General features: G+C 56.2%; 21 protein-coding genes, 1 tRNA gene and 1 pseudogene. 10 read left to right on the forward strand and 13 right to left on the reverse strand.

The window, feature by feature from the left end:
* The first annotated feature begins 97 nt into the window (after positions 1-97).
* Positions 98-859: an imidazole glycerol phosphate synthase subunit HisF gene (hisF, locus tag AN476_RS07890; protein WP_054460488.1), complete on the forward strand. Its 762-nt coding sequence runs from the start codon at positions 98-100 to the stop codon at positions 857-859.
* Positions 856-1,173, forward strand: coding sequence for a phosphoribosyl-ATP diphosphatase (locus AN476_RS07895; protein ID WP_054460490.1), 318 nt, complete (start codon positions 856-858; stop codon positions 1,171-1,173). The genes hisF and AN476_RS07895 overlap by 4 nt, the downstream gene beginning before the upstream one ends.
* A gap of 237 nt (positions 1,174-1,410) precedes the next feature.
* Here the strand turns inward: AN476_RS07895 and AN476_RS07900 are convergent, their stop codons facing one another.
* The 4 genes from AN476_RS07900 to rlmB all read right to left on the reverse strand — a co-directional run bounded on the left by AN476_RS07900 (position 1,411) and on the right by rlmB (position 3,901).
* Entirely contained in the window at positions 1,411-1,881 is a 471-nt protein-coding gene (locus AN476_RS07900) for a CoA-binding protein (protein ID WP_054460492.1), read from the reverse strand.
* A gap of 268 nt (positions 1,882-2,149) precedes the next feature.
* Positions 2,150-2,599 carry a YHS domain-containing (seleno)protein gene (locus AN476_RS07905; protein WP_253279857.1) on the reverse strand — a complete coding sequence of 150 codons (450 nt, stop codon included), beginning with the start codon at positions 2,597-2,599 and terminating at the stop codon, positions 2,150-2,152.
* A 118-nt stretch (positions 2,600-2,717) separates the two neighbouring features.
* Entirely contained in the window at positions 2,718-3,083 is a 366-nt protein-coding gene (locus tag AN476_RS07910; protein WP_054460497.1) for a hypothetical protein, read from the reverse strand.
* A 29-nt stretch (positions 3,084-3,112) separates the two neighbouring features.
* On the reverse strand, positions 3,113-3,901 hold the full coding sequence (gene rlmB, locus AN476_RS07915; protein ID WP_054460498.1) for a 23S rRNA (guanosine(2251)-2'-O)-methyltransferase RlmB: 789 nt from the start codon (positions 3,899-3,901) through the stop codon (positions 3,113-3,115).
* Positions 3,902-4,020: 119 nt separating this feature from the next.
* Here rlmB and AN476_RS22840 point away from each other — a divergent pair.
* Positions 4,021-4,104: transfer RNA gene (locus AN476_RS22840), tRNA-Tyr, on the forward strand.
* 633 nt (positions 4,105-4,737) lie between these two features.
* On the opposite strand, the pseudogene AN476_RS22365 reads toward AN476_RS22840, so the two are convergent.
* The 5 genes and pseudogenes from AN476_RS22365 to AN476_RS07935 all read right to left on the reverse strand — a co-directional run.
* Positions 4,738-5,085 (reverse strand): annotated as a pseudogene (locus AN476_RS22365) (transposase); the annotation flags it as partial.
* A gap of 182 nt (positions 5,086-5,267) precedes the next feature.
* The gene (locus tag AN476_RS07920; protein WP_054460501.1) at positions 5,268-6,221 is read right to left on the reverse strand and encodes a BMP family protein; all 954 of its coding nucleotides are present in this window, start codon (positions 6,219-6,221) and stop codon (positions 5,268-5,270) included.
* Positions 6,222-6,310: 89 nt separating this feature from the next.
* Complete coding sequence (locus AN476_RS07925) at positions 6,311-7,243, reverse strand: ABC transporter permease (protein ID WP_054460503.1); 933 nt, start codon at positions 7,241-7,243, stop codon at positions 6,311-6,313.
* Positions 7,244-7,246: 3 nt separating this feature from the next.
* Positions 7,247-8,332 carry an ABC transporter permease gene (locus AN476_RS07930; RefSeq protein ID WP_054460506.1) on the reverse strand — a complete coding sequence of 362 codons (1,086 nt, stop codon included), beginning with the start codon at positions 8,330-8,332 and terminating at the stop codon, positions 7,247-7,249.
* On the reverse strand, positions 8,329-9,831 hold the full coding sequence (locus tag AN476_RS07935; RefSeq protein ID WP_054460508.1) for an ABC transporter ATP-binding protein: 1,503 nt from the start codon (positions 9,829-9,831) through the stop codon (positions 8,329-8,331). Before AN476_RS07935 ends, AN476_RS07930 begins: the two co-directional genes overlap by 4 nt.
* Before the next feature lie 189 nt (positions 9,832-10,020).
* On the opposite strand from AN476_RS07935, the gene gcvA reads away from it, so the two are divergent.
* From gcvA to AN476_RS07965, 6 genes are all read left to right on the forward strand, one after another.
* On the forward strand, positions 10,021-10,947 hold the full coding sequence (gcvA, locus tag AN476_RS07940; RefSeq protein WP_054460510.1) for a transcriptional regulator GcvA: 927 nt from the start codon (positions 10,021-10,023) through the stop codon (positions 10,945-10,947).
* 108 nt (positions 10,948-11,055) lie between these two features.
* Entirely contained in the window at positions 11,056-11,739 is a 684-nt protein-coding gene (locus AN476_RS07945) for a DUF1989 domain-containing protein (RefSeq protein ID WP_054460757.1), read from the forward strand.
* On the forward strand, positions 11,729-13,240 hold the full coding sequence (locus AN476_RS07950) for an amidohydrolase family protein (RefSeq protein ID WP_083464272.1): 1,512 nt from the start codon (positions 11,729-11,731) through the stop codon (positions 13,238-13,240). Before AN476_RS07945 ends, AN476_RS07950 begins: the two co-directional genes overlap by 11 nt.
* A 15-nt stretch (positions 13,241-13,255) precedes the next feature.
* Positions 13,256-14,143 carry a polysaccharide deacetylase gene (locus AN476_RS07955; RefSeq protein WP_054460515.1) on the forward strand — a complete coding sequence of 296 codons (888 nt, stop codon included), beginning with the start codon at positions 13,256-13,258 and terminating at the stop codon, positions 14,141-14,143.
* The gene (locus AN476_RS07960) at positions 14,140-15,411 is read left to right on the forward strand and encodes an amidase family protein (protein ID WP_054460517.1); all 1,272 of its coding nucleotides are present in this window, start codon (positions 14,140-14,142) and stop codon (positions 15,409-15,411) included. The genes AN476_RS07955 and AN476_RS07960 overlap by 4 nt, the downstream gene beginning before the upstream one ends.
* Before the next feature lie 94 nt (positions 15,412-15,505).
* Complete coding sequence (locus AN476_RS07965; protein ID WP_039966362.1) at positions 15,506-16,168, forward strand: FMN-dependent NADH-azoreductase; 663 nt, start codon at positions 15,506-15,508, stop codon at positions 16,166-16,168.
* Between the two features lie 493 nt (positions 16,169-16,661).
* Here the strand turns inward: AN476_RS07965 and AN476_RS07970 are convergent, their stop codons facing one another.
* The 4 genes from AN476_RS07970 to AN476_RS07985 are packed head-to-tail and all read right to left on the reverse strand — an operon-like array spanning position 16,662 to position 22,240.
* Positions 16,662-17,531, reverse strand: coding sequence for an ABC transporter six-transmembrane domain-containing protein (locus tag AN476_RS07970; RefSeq protein ID WP_054460519.1), 870 nt, complete (start codon positions 17,529-17,531; stop codon positions 16,662-16,664).
* 6 nt (positions 17,532-17,537) lie between these two features.
* Positions 17,538-17,954 (reverse strand): DUF2141 domain-containing protein, encoded by a 417-nt coding sequence (locus AN476_RS07975; RefSeq protein ID WP_054460522.1) that lies wholly within the window; start codon positions 17,952-17,954, stop codon positions 17,538-17,540.
* Positions 17,951-21,079 (reverse strand): efflux RND transporter permease subunit, encoded by a 3,129-nt coding sequence (locus tag AN476_RS07980; RefSeq protein WP_054460523.1) that lies wholly within the window; start codon positions 21,077-21,079, stop codon positions 17,951-17,953. Before AN476_RS07980 ends, AN476_RS07975 begins: the two co-directional genes overlap by 4 nt.
* A gap of 3 nt (positions 21,080-21,082) precedes the next feature.
* Positions 21,083-22,240 carry an efflux RND transporter periplasmic adaptor subunit gene (locus AN476_RS07985; RefSeq protein WP_054460524.1) on the reverse strand — a complete coding sequence of 386 codons (1,158 nt, stop codon included), beginning with the start codon at positions 22,238-22,240 and terminating at the stop codon, positions 21,083-21,085.
* Between the two features lie 101 nt (positions 22,241-22,341).
* Here AN476_RS07985 and AN476_RS07990 point away from each other — a divergent pair, with 101 nt between their 5' ends.
* On the forward strand, positions 22,342-22,956 hold the full coding sequence (locus AN476_RS07990) for a TetR/AcrR family transcriptional regulator (protein ID WP_054460526.1): 615 nt from the start codon (positions 22,342-22,344) through the stop codon (positions 22,954-22,956).
* Positions 22,957-22,982: the final 26 nt, after the last annotated feature.

A 22,982-nucleotide genomic window follows, 5' to 3' on the forward strand; every position in this document is an offset into this window, starting at 1 on the left:
AATTTGCCTCTCGCCTCTATGCCGCCAAAACCAGCGACTGGCATTTTACCCCACCCCATGGCATTGACCCGCCATATCCACAAAAGGAAGCCCTGACGTGCTGAAAACCCGCATCATTCCCTGCCTTGACGTGGCTGATGGCCGCGTAGTCAAGGGCGTCAATTTTGTTGGCCTGCGCGATGCAGGCGATCCGGTTGAATCGGCCAAGGCCTATGATGCCGCCGGCGCAGACGAGATAACCTTCCTCGATATTCACGCCACCCATGAAAACCGCGGCACCATGTTTGATGTGGTGCGCCGCACTGCCGAGCAGTGCTTTGTGCCGCTCACCGTTGGCGGGGGCGTACGTACCCGCGAAGACGTGCGGGCACTATTGCTTGCGGGCGCCGACAAGGTCTCCTTCAACTCAGCCGCTGTCGCCAATCCAGATGTAATCGCCGAGGCCGCAGACCAATTTGGCAGCCAGTGCATTGTCTGTGCGATTGATGCCAAAACTGTGAGCCCGGGAAAATGGGAGATCTTCACCCATGGTGGCCGGCGCCCGACCGGTATTGATGCAGTGGAATTTGCCCGCACCGTGGTTGCCAAAGGCGCCGGAGAGATCCTGCTCACCTCGATGGATCGTGACGGCACCAAGGCGGGCTTTAACCTGCCGCTGACCCGTGCCATCTCGGATGCGGTGCATGTGCCGGTAATCGCCTCGGGCGGCGTTGGCACCCTGGACCATCTGGTCGAAGGCGTCACTGAGGGCGGTGCCTCAGCAGTGCTGGCCGCATCCATTTTTCACTTTGGCGAGTATTCCATTCAGGAGGCCAAGGAACATATGGCCGCCGCAGGCATCCCAATGAGGCTGACATGAGCATTCTGCACGATCTCGAAGCAACCATCATCAACCGCAAATCCGCGGATCCCAAAAGCAGCTGGACCGCCAAGCTGCTTGCCAAGGGGCCGGAGAAATGCGCCGAGAAATTTGGCGAAGAAGCCATCGAAGCCATCATCGAAGCGGTCAAGGGCGATCGGGTGAAACTGGCCTCCGAGGGCGCCGATGCGCTCTACCATTTCCTGGTGATGCTGGCGGCGCGCGATGTCCCGCTGGATGATGTTCTCGCAGAACTGGCCAAACGTAAAAGCCAAAGCGGGTTGGACGAAAAAGCCTCCCGCGCAAAAAGCTAGTTCTCAGCCCCCTTGTCTGCCGGGTCTAGGGCCGCCCCGGCGGCCGCGCGCCAGCGCGGCTTACCCTTGAGGCGGCAAACCCAATACAATTAATCTGGCTCTCTGAGGGGCAGGACTGCCCCTCAGAGGCTTCTCAGAAAATGCCTTTGCCGGGCCGCAGGCCCGGCTGGGCCCAACGGGGGAGGGTCAATCTTTGATTGGTCCGAGACAGGCGGGAGCCCCTGCCCTCTTCAGCCGCTACAGTTTGGAAGAGATAATTCCGGTAGCAAAGCCCCCCATGCGCAGCTCACCAAACAGGCGCTGGTATTCGATCTTGGGGCAGCGGTCCTGCACCACATCCACCCCGCGCGCCTCCGCCAGAGCCGCTGCCTCGGCATGTTCCACCCCGATCTGCATCCAGATACATTTTAACGCCGGAAACACCTCCAGGGCCTCCTCCACGATGGGGGGCACCGCCTCGGAGCGGCGAAAGATGTCCACCATATCCACCGGATCGGTGACCGCCGACAGGCTCGGCTGAACGATTTCCCCAAACAGGCGCTTGCCTGCATGGCCGGGATTTACCGGGATCACCCGATAGCCCTTGAGGCCAAGATAACGCGCCACGTAATAGCTGGGGCGGACCGGGTTCATAGACACCCCAACAACGGCAATGGTTCGGTTGCCTTGCAGGATGGATTTCAAATGGCTGTCACTATAGTCTGGCATGCCCTAGACCTAGCTGCTGTACGCACTTCCGCCTAGCCCTCAAACGACAGAAAACTGACGCGATCGACCCAATAAGGATGCAGCTCAGCACGCGCCCTAAAAAGGACGCCCGGAAGCAAAAGCTCCGGGCGCGAGGTATGGAACGAGGGACAATGAAATGATCTACGGTGGTTCCACTCCGCAGTCCCTATAGATGTAGGCGGGCAACAGTGAAAAAAAAGATGCTGCCCGGTCTTTTTTTCGTGAAATCAGACAGTCCTGCAAAGCTTCAGTCGCGCAGAACCGCCGGCCAATTGCCCCGGGCTGCCTGCAGTAGTTCTCGGGCCTCCTGCTGCCAGATGGCCTGGACAGAGGCGTTGTTCAGCAACAACAGCTCGCCATCGTCAATCCGCCAGAGCCGGGGATCACCAGGGGCCAGGTAGCCCTGCGACATGGCATAGGCACAATAGCCGCCAAACACCGGAGCATAGGCGCGAGGGTTCGCCTCAAACCGCGCCTGATTGTCCAAGGAGACAAAGCGCCAGACAACGCCCTTCCACATCAGGGCGTGGTTCTGATGGCCCACTACGGCTCCCTCACCCTGGAAAAAGGCCACCACATCATAGCCATCCAGCGCGACACCATTGCGCGCAGAAAAGATCGGCACTTCTGCCCGCACAGAAAGCGGCGCAAAGGAGACGATCAGTGCCAAAGCAACAAGGATAGGGCGCAGAGCCAAGGGAACCTCCAAGAGGGCGAAAATGGGAACAGGGCCAAATCTGGCGTAGAAAAACCATTTTGCCTAGTGAGATTACGCAGTTGTGATCGCAAAGAGCGCAGGATCAAACAGAGAAAGCCTAGTCAAAGATGTCTTCGACGATATCGACGGCTTCGGACAGAAACTTATGCAAGAGACCTTTGCGCTTTTTCACCTTCTTGCCCTTGCCCCGTTTATCGGCGCCCGCCTTGCCCTTAGCCCCCTTCACCTTCTTGCCCGTTGATTTTGCGGCCCCCGGCTTGGAGCTTTCTGCCCCAGGCAATCGCGCGCCCTTTCCGGGGGTCAGGGGGCGGGCCTTTTGGCTGGACAACGGCGCCCCGCAGGTGCCGCAGATCAGCGTCGAAACACTTCCCCCGCCCCGCGCGGGTCCCGGCACAAAGCTAGACTGGACGCCGCAATAACAACAGCTCAGTATCTTGCCACCATGGGCCCCGGATTGTGCCATTCGCCTCTTACCCTATTTTCTTTTCGGCCCTAAGACCGTTCCAGACTCGCATATAGGGCGATTGCCGCCGCATTTGAGACATTGAGCGAGCCAAAACCGCCTGCTGCGTCAATTTTCACCAGATGATCGACAGTTTCCTTGGTTTTCTGCCGCAGACCAGGACCTTCGGCCCCGAGCACCAGAGCAACAGGCAGATCCTTGCGCCCTTCAAGGCAGCTTTCTATTGTCTGCTCGGCCTCGCCATCCAGCCCCAGCACCACATAGCCCATATTTTGCAGCTCGGTGATGGTGTCGGCCAGGTTGCGCATGCGCAAATAGGGCTGGCGTTCCAGAGCACCGCTTGCGGTTTTTGCCAGTGCCCCTGTTTCCGGCGCAGAATGGTGCCTAGTGCCAATGACGGCGCTGGCTCCAAAAACCTCGGCCGAGCGCAGGATCGCGCCGACATTATGCGGATCAGTCACCCGGTCCAGCAAAATCACCCGCGGCACCTCGGCGCCGATGCAATTGTCCGACAAGGAGCCCCAGTTCAGCGGTTTCACTTCCAGTGCCGCGCCCTGATGCACCGAATTCGGATCCAGCGGCGCGTTGAATTTACGCGGCTCTACCAGCTCAGGCGTGATACCGGAGGCTGCAATCGCCTCCTCCAATTTATTCTGGGCATTCAGCGTCACGATAAGACGCAGTTTTTCCCGCTTTGGGTTCATCAGCGCATCGCGCACGGCATGCAGGCCAAACAGCCACACATTGTCGACACCGGCTTTTTTGTGCTGCTCCTTTTCGATCACCCACTGGGGCTTTTTCGTGGGTTTCTTGGACATCGTTCTCTCCAGCAAAAGGAATTTTGAGTTAGGGCAAAAAACTTGCGTTTTTTTGGTTGACGCCCCTTGGGTGCGCTAGTAATCACCCCCTCACAGCAGGTCAACAGCGACTTGCTAGTGGGCGACAGGCCGCAAGGTGTGGCAGGGGACTGTAACTCCCTCGCGGAGACGCACGCCTGGTTCGATTCCAGGGTCGCCCACCACTTCCTTCTCAAGTAGGAAGTGAAAAGAAATAGACATCAATAACTTACAAGAAATTCAATTTTCACCTTAGTGATATGAGTTGAAAATCCCGTAAGGAATCCCGTAAGTTTTCCGCACCACCACAGCCGATCACAAGATGGCGGAGGTCCGGAAAATGCCCAAGAAGCGTGCCCCATACTATTGGCACCGGGGCGGATATTATTTTCGCAAATGGGTCCCTAAGTGGTATCGGACGGTTGATCCTCGACAGCCCTTAGGATCTGCCTGCACACTAAAGATGGGCTGGAGGCCGCCGCTGTAGAAAAGGAAGTCCAAGCAAACTGGGATGCCCGACTTGCAGGACAATCCAACGACACGACATCAGCTTGGAAATCCGCACTTAGTCTGGCAGCGACGAAAGGCTTTTCCTATGTGCCCGCCGCTGATCTGGCCAAGGGGCCGCTGCATGACATAATCAACCGCCTCGAAGCTCTTCCAGCTTTTCACAACTCAGTCCGGCTTTGTTGCACAAATCGGGGTTTGGGCACACTTCGCCTTTCCCCAGACGGACTTTTCCTAAGGGCTCTGGGAGGAGTATGCCAAGAGCGGTGTAGCGGTTCAGAACCGCGATCCGGATCTGGAGTTCAGCGACCCAAAGGCCCCGTCCCTCCGCGATAGGGGATGGCCACGCTCAACGTCTTTTGGCGGCGGCACAGAGTGCTCAAGTTTGGTATTTTCCAGCCAAAGCCTGCCAGTCGCAACAAGCTCTCGACGAGGCCGGTCGTCTGACGAACGGGCATGCCCAATAGCACCTTAATCGTAAGACAGACCTGGGTTGCCGCGCCGCTGAACTTGCTCTGACGACCGCGCTTGCCAGTCGACCTGGCATACCATTCCATATCAGGATCAAACCAGATCGAAGGCGAACCGTGCTACCTCAGCGCCGTGTTGAACGAAGGCCAGTTCTGGGTCTTGTACGTCGCAGGGAACCAACCGCTCATGCGCCGTTGCTACTCCACTGGATTCAAATCCCTCAAACCCTTTGTGCAACAAGGTCGCGACGATGGATAATTCGCGATGCAGTCTAAGCGCTCAATCAAATATCATTTCCTAGATTTCAGGATCACTGAAACACCTGCAAAAGCCCGCCCCAACAAGCTTGGGGCGGTAGTTCAAGGAGCTGCTATTGTGGTTCAACCACCAATGCGCCGGACTTCATGGCATCGATCAGTTTTGCGACCTCGTCAACAACTTCGACCGGGATATCCGGGTGGAAGGACCCGATACGCATTGCCAACTCGTTGCTCATGTTTGCCCGATAAAGCTCGCCGTCCAGCTCACCTGCGGCCGCCCGCTCCAGGTAAGAGCGCATGTTACCGCGCACATCCAAGATCGCGGACTGCAGAATTTCCGGCCATTCATTGATTGCATCACGGTAGATCCCAATGCCGTAGACGCCCTTTTCCTGCACGGCCTGCATAGCCCCGAGCGTTGCGCTGTCCATGGTCGGCCAAACAACATCCGCGCCCTGCGAAATCTGATTCAAAGCGGCCTCCTTACCTTTGGCAATGTCGTCCCAGTCGCCCGTCCAGGTCACCAGTACACTGACGTCAAGGTTTGCAGCCTTGGCGCCTGCCTCATAGCCCGCCACAGTATCCGTGGTGAACTTGAACTTTTGCGCGGCGATGATGCCAATCGTGTCGGATTGTGTCATCGAACCGGCAATATAGCCCATGAGATAGGCAATCTGACTGAAGTAAAAATCAGCATTGGCAACGTTCTCCTTGGTGCCAAGGCCATTGTTGACCATGAACATGGTTTCCGGAAACCGGCTTGCGACACGTTCCACGGCGTCCTGGAATTCACCACCATGGCCGATCACCAGGTCATATCCGCGACGGGCGTAGTCGCTGAGCACTTCGATCTGCTCGGGCTGGTGCACGCTTTCGGAAAAGGTGGTCTCAAAACCAAGGGCCTCACCGGCCTGCGTCAAACCTTCAAACCCTGCCTGGTTCCAACCATTGTCAGAAATTGAACCTGGCATCACAATAGCGGCCCGTTCAAAGTCATCGGACGCTGCAGGACCGGCCAACATCAGTGCCGCAAGTCCTGCTAAGATGTTATGTTTCAGTGTCATTTATCTTCCTCCCGAGTTGATATGTCGTCAAAGTTTGCAGGGGGAAGCCGGACGTGAAAAGCGATGGTTTCTCACGTCACGGCTGAGTTTTATCTATGCTCGCGATCATAAGGCAGTCCCACACTGGCCGGGGCACTGGCCTTGGCCCCCAGGATCACCAGGGCGATCAAAGAAGCGATGTAGGGCAGGATTAGGAACAACTGATAGGGCACTTCCGGCGATGAGAACTGCAGTTTGAACTGGGCCGCGTCACAGAAGCCAAAAAACAGAGCTGCACAGACCGCACCGATCGGTGACCAGCGTCCCAAGATAATGGCAGCCAGAGCGATGAACCCTTTGCCGGCACTCATGCCTTCGGCAAAGACATAGACCTGTGAAAGGACCAGATGCGCCCCCGCCAGAGCTGCCAAGGCACCGCTAACCGAGATCGCAAGATATTGCAGGCGAAAGACCGGGACCCCCGCCAGGTCGGCGGCCTTTGGGTTTTCGCCCACTGCACGCAAATCCAGCCCCTTATGCGACTTCATGAGCCAATACCAAGCCAGGACCGCGATGCCGATCAGCAGGTAGAACAGCGGGTCTTGTGAAAACAGTGATGGGCCTAGGACCGGGATGTCTGTCAGCAGCGGTATGTGGATTTGGGTGAACCCTTCAACGCGCGCACCACCGGCTTGCGCTCCGAAAATCTGGCGGGAGAGAAAGGCGGTCAGCCCGGCCAATAGTAAGTTGAGGGCAATACCTCCGACCAGTTGATTGATACGCAGGCGAATGGACATGTAGCCGAGAAAAAGCCCCGAAATCAGACCGCAGATAACGCCGCAACCGAGCCCGATCAGAGCAGAGCCCGTCGCAAAGGAACCTGCCGCTGCCCCCAGGGCACCGGCCAAGATCTGGCCCTCCAGACCAATGTTGTACAACCCGCTTCTTTCCGCGATCACGCCACCTAGGGCGGCAAAGGCGATAGGGGTGCCCAAACGTGCGGTTCCGGCCAGGACGTCGCCCAATAAAACAAGATCAAACATGGGCTATGCCTCTTTCTTTTTACTGTGCTTCTGGCGGCCAAACAGGCCCCCTATCAGCAGGTTTTTCAGGATGGGTTTCGATGAATTTCGCGGTGCAACAAGGGCAGCAGCAACAAAGACGACGACAAGCCCCTCGACCACTTCGATGACAGAGCTGTCAACACCGATAGCGCGTTGCATCGTACCGGCCCCCGCGGACAGCCCGGCCAAAAACAGAGCAGTCAATGGCGCGACAATCGGGTTGAGAGCCGCAAGAAAGGCGACAACAATGCCGTCGTAGCCATATCCGTCACTGAACAAATGGAAGAGCCGATACTTCAAACCGATGACTTCGATTGCCCCGGCCATGCCCGCGAGGCTCCCGCCGATCAACATGGCGCGGATGATGGTCTTCCTTTGATCCACTCCGGCGTATGCGGCTGCCCGGGCATTGCGGCCAACCAGGTCTAGCTGGAACCCAGAAGGCGTGAACCGCAGCCAGAAATACAGAATAAGCGCCATGGACAGCCCAAATACGAACCCCGCATGGGCATCTGAACGGGGCATCACAATAGGCAAACGATAGGCTTCAGCGACCTCATTCGAATAGGGATAGGGAGCCCCCTCTGCCAAGAGTGGTCCGGCGACAGCATAGCTAACGATGTGGATCGCCACGAAGTTCATCAAAAGCGTCACAATGACTTCGTTGGTGCCGCGATAGGCCTTTAGATAAGCTGGTATCGCGGCCCATAAGGCTCCGCCGATGGCGGCGGCCAGAAAGATCAGCGGCACCCCCAGCACAGTGGGTAGGTCCGGGGCGGTTAATGCAAAGACCGTGCCGAAAAGCCCGCCTATGTATATCTGGCCTTCGCCTCCGATGTTAAACACGCCCGCGCGCATCGGAATGATCACAGCGAGGCCAGCCAAAAGCATAGGCGAGGCTTTCACCAAGGTATTGGAAAACCCCCAATAGTTCAGAAAGGATTCAAAAAACAAAACCTTGTAAGCTGCAAAAGGATTGTGCCCGTCGAACAGGATCAAAAAGCCACCGACGGTCAATGCAAGAAGTAAGGCTAATGCAACTCTGCGCTGCATGACCAAGCTATTCATACTACCTCCTCCGGCGATGCCGTCATTAAAAGCCCAATGTTCTGAAGCGTGGTGTTCTGTGGATTGACAACTCCGGTGATGCGTCCAAACGCCATGACGGCCACGCGGTCTGAGATCTCCAGAACATGTTCCAACTCTGTCGAGATATAGAGCACCCCGACGCCGCTCTGGGCGACGGCGCGGATCTGGTCCTGAACGAATTGCGTTGCCCCGACATCAAGACCTTTGGTCGGTTGCACGACCACCAATAGGTTCCGCGCTCGAGCGACTTCGCGGGCCATAACGATCTTTTGCTGATTGCCGCCGGACAGGGCTGAGGCATTCAATTTTGGATTGGACGGGCGAATGTCATAGGCTTTGACGGCGTCTTCAGCGATTTTGCCGATGGCGCGCCTTGAGATCATCCCACCGGACATGAACTTGTCCTCACCAATCGAGCGAAAGGCGAAATTCTCTTCGACGCTCAGTGACAGGACTAGCCCCTCTGCGTGGCGATCTTCGGGCACAAATCCGATGCCATCAGCGATGCGCGCAGCGATGGAACTACCGGAAATCTCCTTGTCGCCGAGAAGGATTGTCCCGCTCGTCTGCCGCTTCAACCCCGTGATCACTTCGCTGAGTTCGGTTTGTCCATTGCCGTCAATGCCCGCAATCCCAAGGATCTCCCCTGCGCGCAGAGTTAGATCAACCTCCTTCAAAATCTCAGCACCGCTGGAGGTCGTGAGGCTGACATCAGAAACAACCAACGCTTTCGCGGCTTGCGTCGTATCCAGGCGCATCTCTTTGGTGTTTGGTTTCTCCGTGGGTTGGTCAGCATCAGCTTGCCCCATCATTAGGGCCGACATCTGGGCCATGGGTGTGCTCGCCACTGGCAGAATGCCTTCAACACGGCCATGGCGCATGATCATGACGCGATCCGCAATCTCTCGGATTTCGTCGAGTTTATGGCTGATGAAAAAGACCAGGCACCCAGTGGCAACAAGCTTGCGTACCCCCTGCAGGAAAGGCGCCACTTCGGTTGGAGCAAGAACACTGGTGGGTTCATCCAGGATCAGGATCGACACGTCGCGAAACAGAGCCTTCAGGATTTCTACCCGCTGCTTCATGCCGACGGCCATTTTGGCTACAGGCACATTGAAATCCACGGTGAAGTCGAAATCATCACATAGCTGGCGAATACGCGCGCGCGCCGCTGGGCCACGTTTTTCACGAGGAAGCCCGATCAGAATATTTTCCTCTGCGGTCATGGCGCCAACCAGGCTGAAGTGCTGGTGGATCATGCCAATTCCGTGCTCGATCGCCGCTGCGGGACTGGTGACAGAAATCTGCACCCCATCCAGTACTATCTGGCCACTGTCAGGCTGATAGAGACCGATTAAGACGCTGGCGAGCGTCGTTTTTCCTGCACCGTTCTCGCCCAAAATCGCGATGCATTCTCCCTTTGAGGCAAGTAAATTGACATCATTTAGCGCGCGCACAGCACCGAAGGTTTTTCCCACCCCTGTGACTCTTAAGAATTCTTCCAAAACGACCTCCCAACTTTCGCACAATTTGACGGGAGAACGCCGAACCACCTCAACCGATATGTTTTCATTCGACAGCTGAGAAATTCATACGCACGCAGTTGGCAAAGTGGGTTACGATGCTAGGGCGGCAAACAGATCCAAAGGAGATCAAAACAGCGAGATATGGCAAAGATACCGTCTTTAAAAAGCATTCAGGCCTTTGAGGCAGCCTGTCGGCACCTGAGCTTCAAGGACGCCGCGGATGAATTGTGCGTAACGCCCACCGCAGTCTCCCATCAAATAAAGTCGCTAGAAGAACAGCTCGGTGTTCCCCTGTTTCACAGGCTAACGCGTGCTTTGAAGCTGACGGAGGATGGGGCGCGTTACGCGCCGTTTATCATTGAAGCTTTCAAGAACTTTGAGGCTGCGACTCTTGCGCTAGAAGAGGATGTGCTTGAGGGGACCCTGACCATATCCACAACCGGCTCCTTTGCTGCAAACTGGCTGAGCCCAAGGTTGCGCAGTTTCTATGAAAAATACCCCGATATATCGGTGCGTGTCCTGTCCAGCGATCAATTGGTGGACTTTAAAACAAGCAACGTGGATGTAGCCATTCGCTATAGCTCTGGAGACTATTCAGACAGCAATGTTGTATGGGTTTTGAATGACAAGGTTGCGCCGGTTTGTAGCTTGGAAAAGGCGAAAACGCTTGTAAACGCTACAGACTTGCTTGGATCCAAACTCATTGAGTACAAATGGAGCGGGTTTTCAGAAGCAGATCCGAGCTGGGCAAGCTGGATGAACGCCGTTGGATTGGCGGACAGAAAAGTCGAGCCCTATGTCACCTATTCCGAAGAACACATCTGCTTGTTGACGGCAAGTGATGGGCATGGCGTTGCTTTGGTCAGCCTGCTGGCCGCAGCACGCTTTCTGGAAAGGCAGATGCTTGTAGCCCCCTTTGACACAGCACTGGACAACAAAAGCTACTTTCTCGTTTGCCCGGAAACATATGCCAACCGGGCGCGTGTGCGGGTATTCCGCGATTGGTTGCTTGATCAGGCCGATGAGTTTCGGGAAAGCGCAGTTGGTCAAAGGTTCTTTGAAGACTGACACTGCAACCGGGCGCCTTTGATGAGTTCACTCGTCGGGTGAATTCTTGTCATTTTTAAACTGCGCGGGGTCATGCGTTTCTGGACATCCAATCTGGAGTTTCAGCGCATGCAAAAATATGACCCTTCGAATCCTGATGGCCTTAACCAAAGCTTGGAGAACGCCATTTCTGGCAACGGCGTTCCCGTACTCTCGCGGCGCTATACCATTCCGGCGCGCTGCGGAGCCGCGGTGCGACTGGATGCGGGGCAATGCCTGACGATCACCAATCCCAGCGGCTGGCAGGTCTGTGATTTCTGGGCGTTCAAAGCCAGTGATCTGGGCGAGTTCATGTCCATGGAGCATGTGCACACAGACCTCCTATCGGTGTCTCCAAAAGTCGGGGATCGGCTGGTCAGCAACCTGCGCAATCCCTTGCTGTCTCTAACCCAGGACAGTTCGCCGGGTGTACATGATACTCTGATCGCCAGTTGTGATTGGAACCGCTACAAACAGCTGGGCTGCACGGAATACCATGACAACTGCGCGGATAACCTACGGCAAGCATTGCTGGCGATCGGTCAAAAAGCACCGCATGTGCCTGCGCCGTTTAATCTATGGATGAATGTCCCGATCAAAGCAGACGGGGCGCTTGATTGGGAGCCGCCGGTTTCCAAGCCGGGGGAAACGATCACCTTTCAGGCGGAGATGTCGGTCTACGCGGTGATGTCAGCCTGCCCGCAGGACATCACTCCGGTAAACGGGTCCGAAGGCAAACCGGCAACACTAGAATTTGTTGTACATGATGGGTGACGGTGGAAGTATTTTCTCGGCCCGTTGGGTTCTTGTTGATGCGTTTCACAGCCGCAAAGATTGTGCGATCCATGTCCAGGATGGGAAGATCGGTGAAATTGCCCCCCTACAAGACCTGACCTCGCGGTTTCCTGCGGCCGAGGTCCACATAGGCGAGAATGTCGCGATCCTGCCTGGCTTTGTGAACGCACATCACCATTGTTTCGGGGTGAATCTGGTCAATCAGGGTATCTCTGACGACCTGCTGGAGCCATGGATATTCGCCACGGCTGGTGCGGCTGCTATCTCGACAAAAACATCGACTGAATATGCTGCTCTACGCCTGCTGAAAAATGGTGTGACGGCCCTCGTTGATGCCTGCACCGCCGGAGAAACAGCGAGGCTCGCGGAGGTAAAAGTCCGCGAAAAACTAGAGATCTATACCGGCCTGGGCATGTCCTGCGCCGTTGCTCCAGGAGAGCGCTGGCAAAATCGTATCGTTCACCCATCAGGGCAGGACCATGCCTTCCTAACGAATTTGCCAGAGCATCTGTGTGATAAGCTGGAGCGTCAGCACCTTACCCGTGCGCGGTTGAACCCGGCCGAATACTTGGATCTCATTCTTCGCCTGGCGGAAGAACACGCGCTGGCCGAGACATCAGACGTCTGGTTCGGGCCGACAGCTCCCCATTGGACCAGCCCGCAACTCCTGAAAGAAATCGCCTGCGCGGTAAGAGAACGAGGCCTGCGTATGCAGACCCATGCAGAGGAATCCCTGCTACAGCATCTATCCGCTGGAAGGCCTGACAATAAAAACCCCGTCGCAGAACTGGCAGATGTCGGTTTATTGGGCGAAAACTTGTCCTTGGCCCATATGGTTTGGGCGGACGAATATGCTCTTCGGGAAGTGGCCGAGACGGGTGCGCATATCGTGTGCAATCCAAGTTCAAATTTGCGGCTTCGTTCTGGCATTGCACCCGCGTCGAAAATGAAACGCCTCGGCATCAATCTGGCGCTAGGGATGGATGGAACCAGCCTCGCGGGTGACGACGATATGTTTGCCGAGATGCGGCTGGCGCGGAACCTATATTGGTCCGCTGATCCCTTGGAGCCTGGCCTGACTGCGCAGGATGTCTTTGACATGGCCACAATGGGCGGCGCGCGATTGATGGGAATGGATCAAAGTATCGGCAGTCTAAATGACGGCAAACGTGCAAATTTCATAGTTGTCAGCTTGGACCGTCTTCAGGGCCCTTGGTTGGCGGAAAGTGTTGACCCCGTCGAGCTGCTCGTCAGCAGCGCCAAGACTTCGGATATCCAGTCTGTCTATGTCGGTGGCTCCTTGACCGTATCGCAAGGCAAGGTCTGCAATCGCAACGAACACGATGTCCTTGAAAACATAAACGAAGAAATGCAGCGCGCGGCTGATCAAAGGCTAAGCACACAGGACTATGCAATCGTCAGGTCCGCCTTGCTGCGGTGGTATGACAATTGGCTGACGCATAGCGCCCAACTCAGGTGACAAGGAGCAAAGTAAATGCAGAAGAAAATCACATGGCCTAATGGCGCTCGATGCGCCTGTGCGATCACTTTCGATATTGATGCCGACAGTTTGATCCATATCTCCAAACCAGCAGACGGACATGACCGGTTGTACCCCATATCGATGGGCCGATACGGCCCGACAGTTGCCATCCCGCGGATATTGGAAACATACAAAAGACTGGGTTTGAAGCAGTCCTTTTTCGCACCAGGTTGGGTCGTCGAACAATACCCGGATGTTATGGGATCCATCCTGAAGGAGGGTCATGAAATCGGGCACCATGGGTATTTGCACGAAGACCCAACGAGCCATAGCCCTTCAGAGCAGGAATACTGGTTTGAACGCGCGCTGGAGTCCCACGCGCGGGTCCTTGGCAACAAACCAAAAGGCTATCGTGCGCCGGTTTATAACGTGACGCAGGGCGTGATTGATCTGTTGAACAAGCATGAGTTTGAGTACGATAGTTCGCTGATGGCCGATGACCTTCCGTATGTTATGCGATCAAAGGGACGGTCCCTGATCGAGCTGCCAGTGCATTGGGGCACGGATGACTGGCCGCAGTTCGCCCACTATGATGAGATCGGTTATATGATGCCTGTGGCAGGGCCTACTGCGGGACTCTCGCCTTTTTGGGAAGAATTCGAGGCCCAATATGAGGCCGGCGGCTTTTGGATTGGTATCTGGCATCCGTTTCTGACCGGGCGCTTGGCGCGCTGGCGGCAAGTCGAAAAATGGCTGGAGTCGGTCTTGGATCGGGGAGACGTCTGGTTTGCGTCACTCGAAGAGATAGCGCGACATGTCCGGTCGCAATATGGCGCCGATGCCGAGAGTGTTCGCGTTGAAGAGCTGCCTTACTATAGCGCCCCGGTCTTGACCAAATGACAATAGAACAACGGGCGCAGGATTTTTTGGCGGCTCTGAATGCGCATCCAAACATTTTTACCGATGTGCTAGAAGACAGGCTACTGGCGGATGCTCGTGCAGCGGATGCTAGGCAAGAGCGTGGAACCCCATTAAGCCCGCTTGACGGGCAGTTCTTGGCGGTAAAGGCCAATATCGATGTTCAGGGCTTCCGCAGCCACGCGGGATCGCGACTTTACCGTCCTGAGCCAGCGCAAAGTGACGCAGCAATCGTGGCCCGGATACGGGCGGCAGGGCTCATCGTCATTGGGCATACGAATATGTCTGAGTTTGCTTTCTCAGGACTGGGCCTCAACCCGCACTTTGGCACCCCGCCCAATGCTTTGAGGCAGGATTTGGTGCCTGGCGGGTCCTCAAGCGGGTCGGCTACGGCGGTTGCATTGGGGCTGGCGGATTTGGCCCTAGGTACGGACACTTCCGGTTCTGTCCGTATCCCAGCCGCCTGCCAGGGGATCATCGGGTTTCGTCCCTCTATTGGTCGCTATGACGACATCGGAATTTTTCCACTGGCTCCTTCGCTGGACACGCCAGGACCTCTTGCCCGATGTGTTGACCCGATCCTATCGCTGGATAGCTTGCTCACCGGAGATCGTAACCCCGGAAAAAGGTGCAAGCGCATAGTATGCCTAGAAGAGCAGTCATTGGCCGATTATGCACCTGAGATCGAAGCTATGTACCACAAAGTCGTAGAGCAATTGGCGGATAGTGAGTTTGAGTTAGAGGTCCGGACCATCCACAGCTTTGCCCGGGTCAACGATCTGTTTCATACATACGGAACACTTGTCGGGGCCGAAGCCTATCGCCTGCTCAAAAATGTCATTCAGACGGATCATACAGCCCTGGACCCCAGAGTAAGAGATCGCCTTTCTCACTCGTCAACAATCAGCGATGAAAACATGCGCATATTGCTTGCTGCGAGGCAGATGATGATTGAAACCTTTGAGGCCGAACTGCAGGGTGGCATGCTGCTCTACCCAACTCTTCCGTCTCCGCCTCCGTCCATTCAGGACGTCATAGGCGATCCGACCACATTCGGGGGGGAGAATGCGCATATTCTCTCGGTGTCGATGAAAGCCGCATTCCTGAATGCGCCGACAATTTCTTTACCGGTTGGATCAGGGGCACCAGGATGCAGCCTCTCGCTGACGTCCAGCACGGGTGCAGATAAGGACTTGCTCACCACCGCGGCCCGGCTGGAGGCAACGTTTAAGGCGATCTGTGACAGATGAACTTCTTTGGAGATCGGCGAAATTCTCTTCATTTGTAAGACGTTCACCCAGGCTTCACCTTCAAGGAGACCATTCAATCCATAAAGGTGAAGACATGACCACAATCCTTAGAATTGACGCGAGTGTGCGTCGAACCGACAATTCTGTTGCTGCCTATAACTCTATTTCCAGAAGCCTTGCGGACAGTTTTGTAGCGCAGTGGGAAGAGGCTGAACCCGAAGTAGAAGTTATCCTGCGAGATGTTGGCATGACCCCACCGGATTTCATTTGTAATGACTGGATTGCATCGGTGTTTACGCCTGACGCCGAGCGCACAGAACAGCAAAAGAAGCTGGTGAGCCTCTCTGATACTCTGATTGACGAGCTTGACCGCGCTGATGTTCTTCTTATTTCCACCCCCATGTACAACTATGGCATGCCCGCTGCGCTGAAGGCCTGGTTTGATCAGATCATCCGGATAAACAAGACTTTTACTTTCGATCTTGGTCGTGGTGATTTTCCCTTAGAACCCATCATGTCTGGTAAAACTCTTGTTTTGCTGACATCGGCAGGTGAATTTGGGTTCGAAACAGGTGGAATCCGTGATGGGTCCGGTCACCTCTCTGCGCATATCAACACACTTCGAAACTACCTTGGCGCCGAGCACATGTTTGAGGCTGCTGCAGAATATCAGGAATTTGCGGACGAACGTCACGATTCATCGGTCGCTTCCGCACATGCCCGCGCCCAGGAAATTGCGCGGGACCTTTCTTCATAGGCCCTACACAACATTTAGGCGGAACCCGCTGATGAATGTGGGTTCCCAAAATCTTATTGGCCTTTGAGATTTCTAGTCTCAGCAATAGGGCCGTTTCAAAGGTCGAATGACTGCTTCAGAGCAACTGCGCTGAAGCCTTTTGCCGCCGATCAATGGCAGCTAAGAGCCGTAGGCTCCATTGGATCGATCCAAAACACCGACTTTGCAAATGTCACTAGCTGCGCATAGCCACCGTTACCCAAATTCCCCGATGGTCACGCGAGTCTTCAAGGGCGGTGGAGGACTGTAGCCTGCCCTTTCTAGACATGGTGCTAGGCGCGGCATTGAGCATGCCGCGAGGCCAATGTCGTTAAGTGTTTTTCCTACAAGCGGCCATTCAGAGAGCAATTTCGGGCTTGGGGTTTGCGGCGTGATGCACCGATCTTCATTGATCAGTTTTGCAGACTGTAAGCTCAACCACTGCTGCCAAGGATGCGTAACCAGCTTCGTTTCATCAAACTGGAGGTGATTGAACTTTGGACCTGTTTATCCGGACCTTGATTTCGGACAGTCTGGTCCAGCTTTGCAAGGTCACAGGCAAAGCCAGGGCGCTTTCTACAAATTCCCAAGAATAGCTGATCACGGAAAAAATCGTCCCGGCAGTGATCCCCGGCAGGCCCGTGGCAATTCTAAGATTGAATAAGATCATTCCAAGAAGAACAATAAAGATCGCCCCATAAAGAGCGGCCTCGGTGTCTGACAGGCGGACTTCAAGGCGGCGCAGACGCAGGAAATGCGCCAGCATGGGGCGGAGGGCCCGGCCTTCCAACAAGCTCACCTGCTTTTCGCTCTGCTGGTTGAGCGCTCCGTTCAAGCGGTAGAACCGGTGGTGAAAACCTGCGTATATTGCAACCATGGCAAAGGTCGCCCCCACCGCTACCACTGCCAGGTTTGGTGAAAATGCATAGAGAATAGCAACCGACACCAGCACCTGCACCCCCGCTGCAACAGCTTCGGGCAAGGTGTCTTCCAGAAAGTCGACAAGTTCACGTCCCATGGAGAGCTGCGCGTTCAAGGTTGAGACTTCTATTCCGTCGGATCGTGTCACCTGCGCCTTACCCAATTCGACCCGGATGGCGCCGTAAACCCGTGTGTCATAGACGCGCCGGATCACCGCCAGCCCGATCAACAGGGCCATGATCCCTGCCAACTGCCAAAAAGAAGTGCTGCGCCCCTCTAGCAGGTCATCGATGGCAAAACCGATGAACAGCGGGATCAGTGCCATTAGTGCCGTCTCGGCAAGGATAATAGCCCAGGTCAGGGCAATGCGCAGACGGAACACGCGAAACAGGGAGCCAACAGTCAAGGAATGGGAGGTCAGCATGGCAGATCACTCTTCATAGTGGACCTTGATACGCACCGGACCCGAGGGAAAGGAAGCCGCTGAAAAGTCAGGGTCATCGCCGGAGTTTGCAGCACCAGAGGCACCTAGGCCTTCCAGAAGTGTGGTCCCTTCAAAATTCAGATCCTGATCGCTGTTCTCATCGTGGAATAGGAAAATGGCATAGGGCCCCGAAGTCAGGGCGCGAAACTGATGGACCACCTGGCCCATGTGGGCTGGAATTTCGGCAAAATCTACCACCTTGTCGAAGTCCAGTCTGTCAAAGGCCTCAGCCTGGTCGAAAACGGCAACCAGCACCTCTCCGCGATCATTGCGCAGCCCTTCGACTGTCAGTGTGACCCCTTCTGCAAGGGCGCCAAGCGGTAAAACTGCCCCGAAAAGGGTGAGTGCAAAGAGTTTGTTCATAGGGTAGCCTCGGTGGTTGAATTGGCATGAGGGGTGGATTTGAACACCCCGATTATGTCCTCTGAAATGGCGATCAACACTGGCACGAGAAGCAGCATCAGGGCCGTTCCAAACAACTCGCCAAAGGCCAGCGATACGGCTGCCGGGATCAGATATTGCGCCTGCTCAGAGGTTTCGGTCAAAAGCGGCAACAGGCCAATGACCGTAGTGGCCGTGGTCAGAAAGATGGCCTGAAACCGGCCAATGCCTGCGTCATGCAGGGCCTCGGCCACGGTTTCGCCTTCGTCGCGCGCCTGATTGTAGCGGGAGATCATGACCAGACTGTCATTCACCACCACCCCGGTCAGTGCCAGCATGCCAAAGAAGGAAAACAGCGACAGGGAAACACCCATGATCAGATGCCCGACCGAGGCCGCGATAAAGCCAAAGGGGACGATGGCCAGGATCACAACGGGTTGCCAATAGCTCTTGAGCGGTACGGCCATAAGTACATAGATCAGCACCGCGGCCAGGATCAGCGCCCGGATCAGCCCGCCCTGGATCTCCCCTATTTCCTCCAACTCACCTGCGGCGACAATCTTGACCGTCGGGTACTTTGCGACCAACTCAGGCACCAGCTCCTCAAACACCGCCTGCCCGACCTCTGCTGGGGCCACGCGGGTCCGGTCGATTGAGGCGGTAACGGTGTTCATCCGACGGCCATCCCGCCTGTGCACTGCACCGGAGACATAAGCGCCTTCGACCTCGGCGACAGTATCCAGCGGTACCCAGACACCGGTGTCACTGCGCAACCGGGTCTGCATCAGGTCGTTGATCGTGTCGCGGGCCGCGCGGGCGTTTTGCACGATCACACGCACTTCGGCCCCGTCGCGGCGCACCCGTGTGACCTCGGCGCCGCCAAATCCGTTTCCGATCTGGCTGGCCAGTGTTTCCGCCGTAAAGCCTAGGTTGCGCGCCTCAGAGCGCAGACGCAGCTTCAGCTCTGGTTGGCCTCCGATCAGCTCATCGCGGATATTGTGCACTCCATTGATCACACTCAGAAAGCTGCGCATTTCATTGCTGGCGGCCCGCAGCAACTCTTCATCCTTGGACATCAAGCGGATACTAAAGCCGCCTGCCAAGGCCTCTGATCCGGTAAATTCCAGCTCATTCGCGCCCTCAACAGCGCCGACCCTGTCGCGCCAGGCCCGGACAACATCCAGGATTGGCACCTCGGGGCGTTCGGCCACGGGCAGCATCTCTGCATAGATTTGCGCACTGCCAGCCCCGTCAACGATGGTAAAAAAGGTTTGGATGGGGGCCTGCTCCATCCCTGCGGCGATCGCCAGTTCAGCGTTCAGCGCACGGCCCTCGGATTCGATCCGATCAATGTTGTCGCGTGTCAGCGCAAAGGGCGCCCGCGCGTCCATTTCCAGGCTCACGGTGATCACCTGACCGGGCACATCCGGGAAAAAGACGGTTTTCACCTTGCCCTTGACCAACAAGCCAAGCCCTAGCGCTGCTGCGGCGACAAAGAGCACCAAAACAGCATATCGATGGCGCAGGGAAAACTCCAAGGTCGGGCGATAAATCTGATCTCTGAACCACATCAAGCCCCCCTGGGCGTTGTCCTGAACGCGTCCCCAGAGACGGGTCAACAGGTAGCGACGCGGGGTGTCCAGCGGCACATGCGCCAGGTGCGCAGGCAAGATGAATTTGCTTTCGATCAGCGAAAAGATCAGCGACAGGATGACAACGCCGGAAAAACCTGCCAACACCTTGCCCAGAGGATTATCGATCAGCAGTAGCGGATAGAAGGCGGCAATAGTGGTCAGCACGCCAAAAACCGTTGCCACGGCGACCCGCTCAACCCCGCGTTCTGTGCCTTTGATATTGTCGTCACACTTTCTGCGTTCTTCAAAGACGCTTTCGCCAACAACAACAGCGTCATCCACCAAAATACCAAGTGCTATGATCAGGCCAAATGTGGTGACATCATTCAGCGAGTAATCAACCCATTTCGACCCAGCCACCGCAAGCGCTCCCATGACCGAAATCGGAATGCCCATGGCGACCCAGAAAGCCAGACGTACATTCAGGAAAATCGACAGCATTAGAGTGACCAGCAGCAGCCCCTGCACCCCGTTTGAACGCAGCAGTGCCAAGCGGTCCGAGATATAGCCTGCACTGTCCCCCCAGACTTCGACATCGACCGTGGGTGGCAGCTGTGGTTCAAACTCTTCCACCACCTCCCGGACAACCCGGCTGATATCAAGCAGGTTCTCCTTTTGACCTATAAGCACCTCCATGCCGATCGTGGGATTTCCGTTCAGGCGGAACAGGAAGTCGCCATCCAGAAACCCATCTTCGACACGGGCGATATCTGACAGGGGTACAAAAGAGCCATCGGGGCGCTCAATGATCGGCAAAGCCGCATATTCCGGGGCATAGCGGGCGCGGTTATCAGCCCGCAGAAAGATGGTGCCGCCCTGGGTGCGCAGCTGACCTGCCTGGAAGGTCAGCGAGTTGGACTGAATGGCTTTGGTGACATCCGCCACGTTTAGGCCGAACTGGCGCAGACGTTCAGGATCGACCTCGATCCGTAATTCGCGCGGGATCAAGCCCCAAATTTTCAGGCGAGAAAGCTCCGGTTCCGCCAGCAGGGTTTCTTTTAAACGCTGCGCAAGGGTCTGCAGAGTGGCAGGGTCGGTCTGTCCATGCAGGTTCACATAGAGCGCCGGAAAATCATAGCCCGAGGCCTCAATCACCGGACGACGCGCCTTGTCCGGCAGGTCGGTCAGCCCGTCAATGCGAATGCGGACACGATCCAGCACCTTTTGCAACTTCTCGCCCCCGGCCCGGCGGACAGAGATGCTCGAATAGCCGTTGCCGGACTCTGAGGTGATGGAGCGCACCCCCTGCAAGCCCTCGAGCGCCTGCTCAACCTTCTGGGTGACCAATTCGTCGACTTGAGAGGCCGTGGCGCCGGGGTAATCAATGGTGATCGTGACGCTTTCCGGGGGAATGCGCGGGAACCCTTCGATCCGGATCGACAGTACCGTTTGCACGCCAAGGAACAGGATCAGCGCCATCATCAGATTGGCCGCGACCGGATTGCGGATGAACCAGGATGTCAGGGCATGCATGGATCAATCCTCCGCCAGCTCGGGCGCGACGCGCTGGCCCGGAAGAAACGAGGCAAGGGGCGTTTTTGCCACGCGCCATGGTCCTGAAAAATTGACCAGATCTGGCGCAGCAATGGTGATTTTCCCGTCAGAGCGAAACAGTACTTTGGGGGTGTGGCGCAACAACTGGTCCTCGCCATCCACCAGCCAGATGTGACCGGCCCGGGTCAGGGTGGTTTCCGGCAGGGTCAGGGTATCGGCAATTTCGCGGCCCATAAATGTGACACGCAGGAAATCCCCGCCCAGCACACCCTGGGCTGGATTTGACACCTCAAGATAGACTCGCATTTGTCGGGTTTGCGGATCCAGAAACCCACCCCCCTGCCGGATATCAGCAAGCCCAAGAGGGCGCCCATCACGGTGAAACAGCTCAGCCTGACCGCCGGCGATCGGGTGCTCCAACAGGGACCAATCTTCTTGGCTTAGCTCGGCCATCAGCTCGAATTGGCTGTCATCCGACAGGGTCAGCAGGGCCTCGCCCACCGATACCGTCTGACCAAGGCTGGCGGTGCGCTGGGTCACAAAGCCGGAAAAAGGTGCGGTGACGCTGGTATCGGCCAATTGCTGACGGGCAGCGGTAAGCTGGGCGCGGGCGGACGCCACTGAACGTTCAGCAATCCGCAAATCAGGCAGGCGAAGGGCAAGATCGTTTGGAGGCTCCGTGCCATCGCGCTGGAATTGTTTGCGCGCAACCGTCACGTTGTTTTGCGCCCGCAACCGCGCCAATAGCGCTTCTTCCAAGGCCATTTCAGCCGCAGCTCTAGCCGTTTCATATTGACTGCGTTCAATCTCAAACAAAGGGGTCCCGGCTACAACTCTGGTTCCGGCCAGGGCGCCTTCATGCACGGTCAGAATGCGGCCGGAAACTGCGGCCCGGATTTCGGCGTTCCATTGCGGGCGCAGCTCAGCAAAAACCGAGATCCGCGCTGCGGTTCTGGCCTTTTCGACCGCAAGCACAGAAACCATCTGTGCGGGCGGCGGCACATCGCTGCGCGCTACATCCACCGTGTCCTCGGTTTCGGACAAGACAATCAAAACGGCGGCAAGCATAACAACTGCAAACACAATAAACACCCAGCGGCGGGTGGCTGTAGTGCTTGTTTCCAGTGTTTTATTTGGCAAGGCGGTCCCCTTCAGGCGTTGATTAGGCGAATCGAAGTCCGTGTTGCAGTCCTCGGTGATTTCACATATATAGTGAACGATCGTTCGTTCAAGAGGAAGAAATGACAACACCTGACAGCCCCCCCAGCAAACGGGACAAAGAACTGGCCGCGCGCCGGTACAAGATTCTGGAGGCCGCCGTGATGTGCTTTCTTGAAAATGGCTTTCACCAGACCGGTGTGCGTGACATTGCCAGCAAGGCGGGCGTAAGTCTGGGAAACCTCTATAATCATTTTTCGGGCAAGCATGATGTTCTGATTGAAATCGCCCGGCTTGAACGTGCTGAACTAGATCCCTTTATTCGGCAGCTCGAAAAACCGGGGCCGGTGTTGAAGATCTTCGACCGGTTCGTCAGCGGCTATGCAAAATATCTCTCGGCGCCGGAAAACATTATTCTGTCCATCGAGATAAGCAGTGAGGCCATCCGTAAGGAAGACCTGGGAAGCCTCTTTTCTGAAAACCGACAGGCTTTGGTTGAGGCTTTGCAACACCTGGCACAAAGGGGCGTAGTTGAGGGTGTTTTTCATCTGAAAACCGAGCCTGAGGAAGTCGCGCAAATGGTTCTGGAACTCATCGAGGGCCGAGCCTACCACAGCGTTCTCATGGGCGCGCCCATGCGAAGACTGATCCCTGGTTTGAAGGCCTTTCTTTGCTCCGCCCTGGGGGTGTCCACATAACCTCCCCTGAAATTTTCTCACTGAAG

The organism is Phaeobacter sp. 11ANDIMAR09, assembly GCF_001294455.1.
GTDB lineage: Bacteria > Pseudomonadota > Alphaproteobacteria > Rhodobacterales > Rhodobacteraceae > Pseudophaeobacter.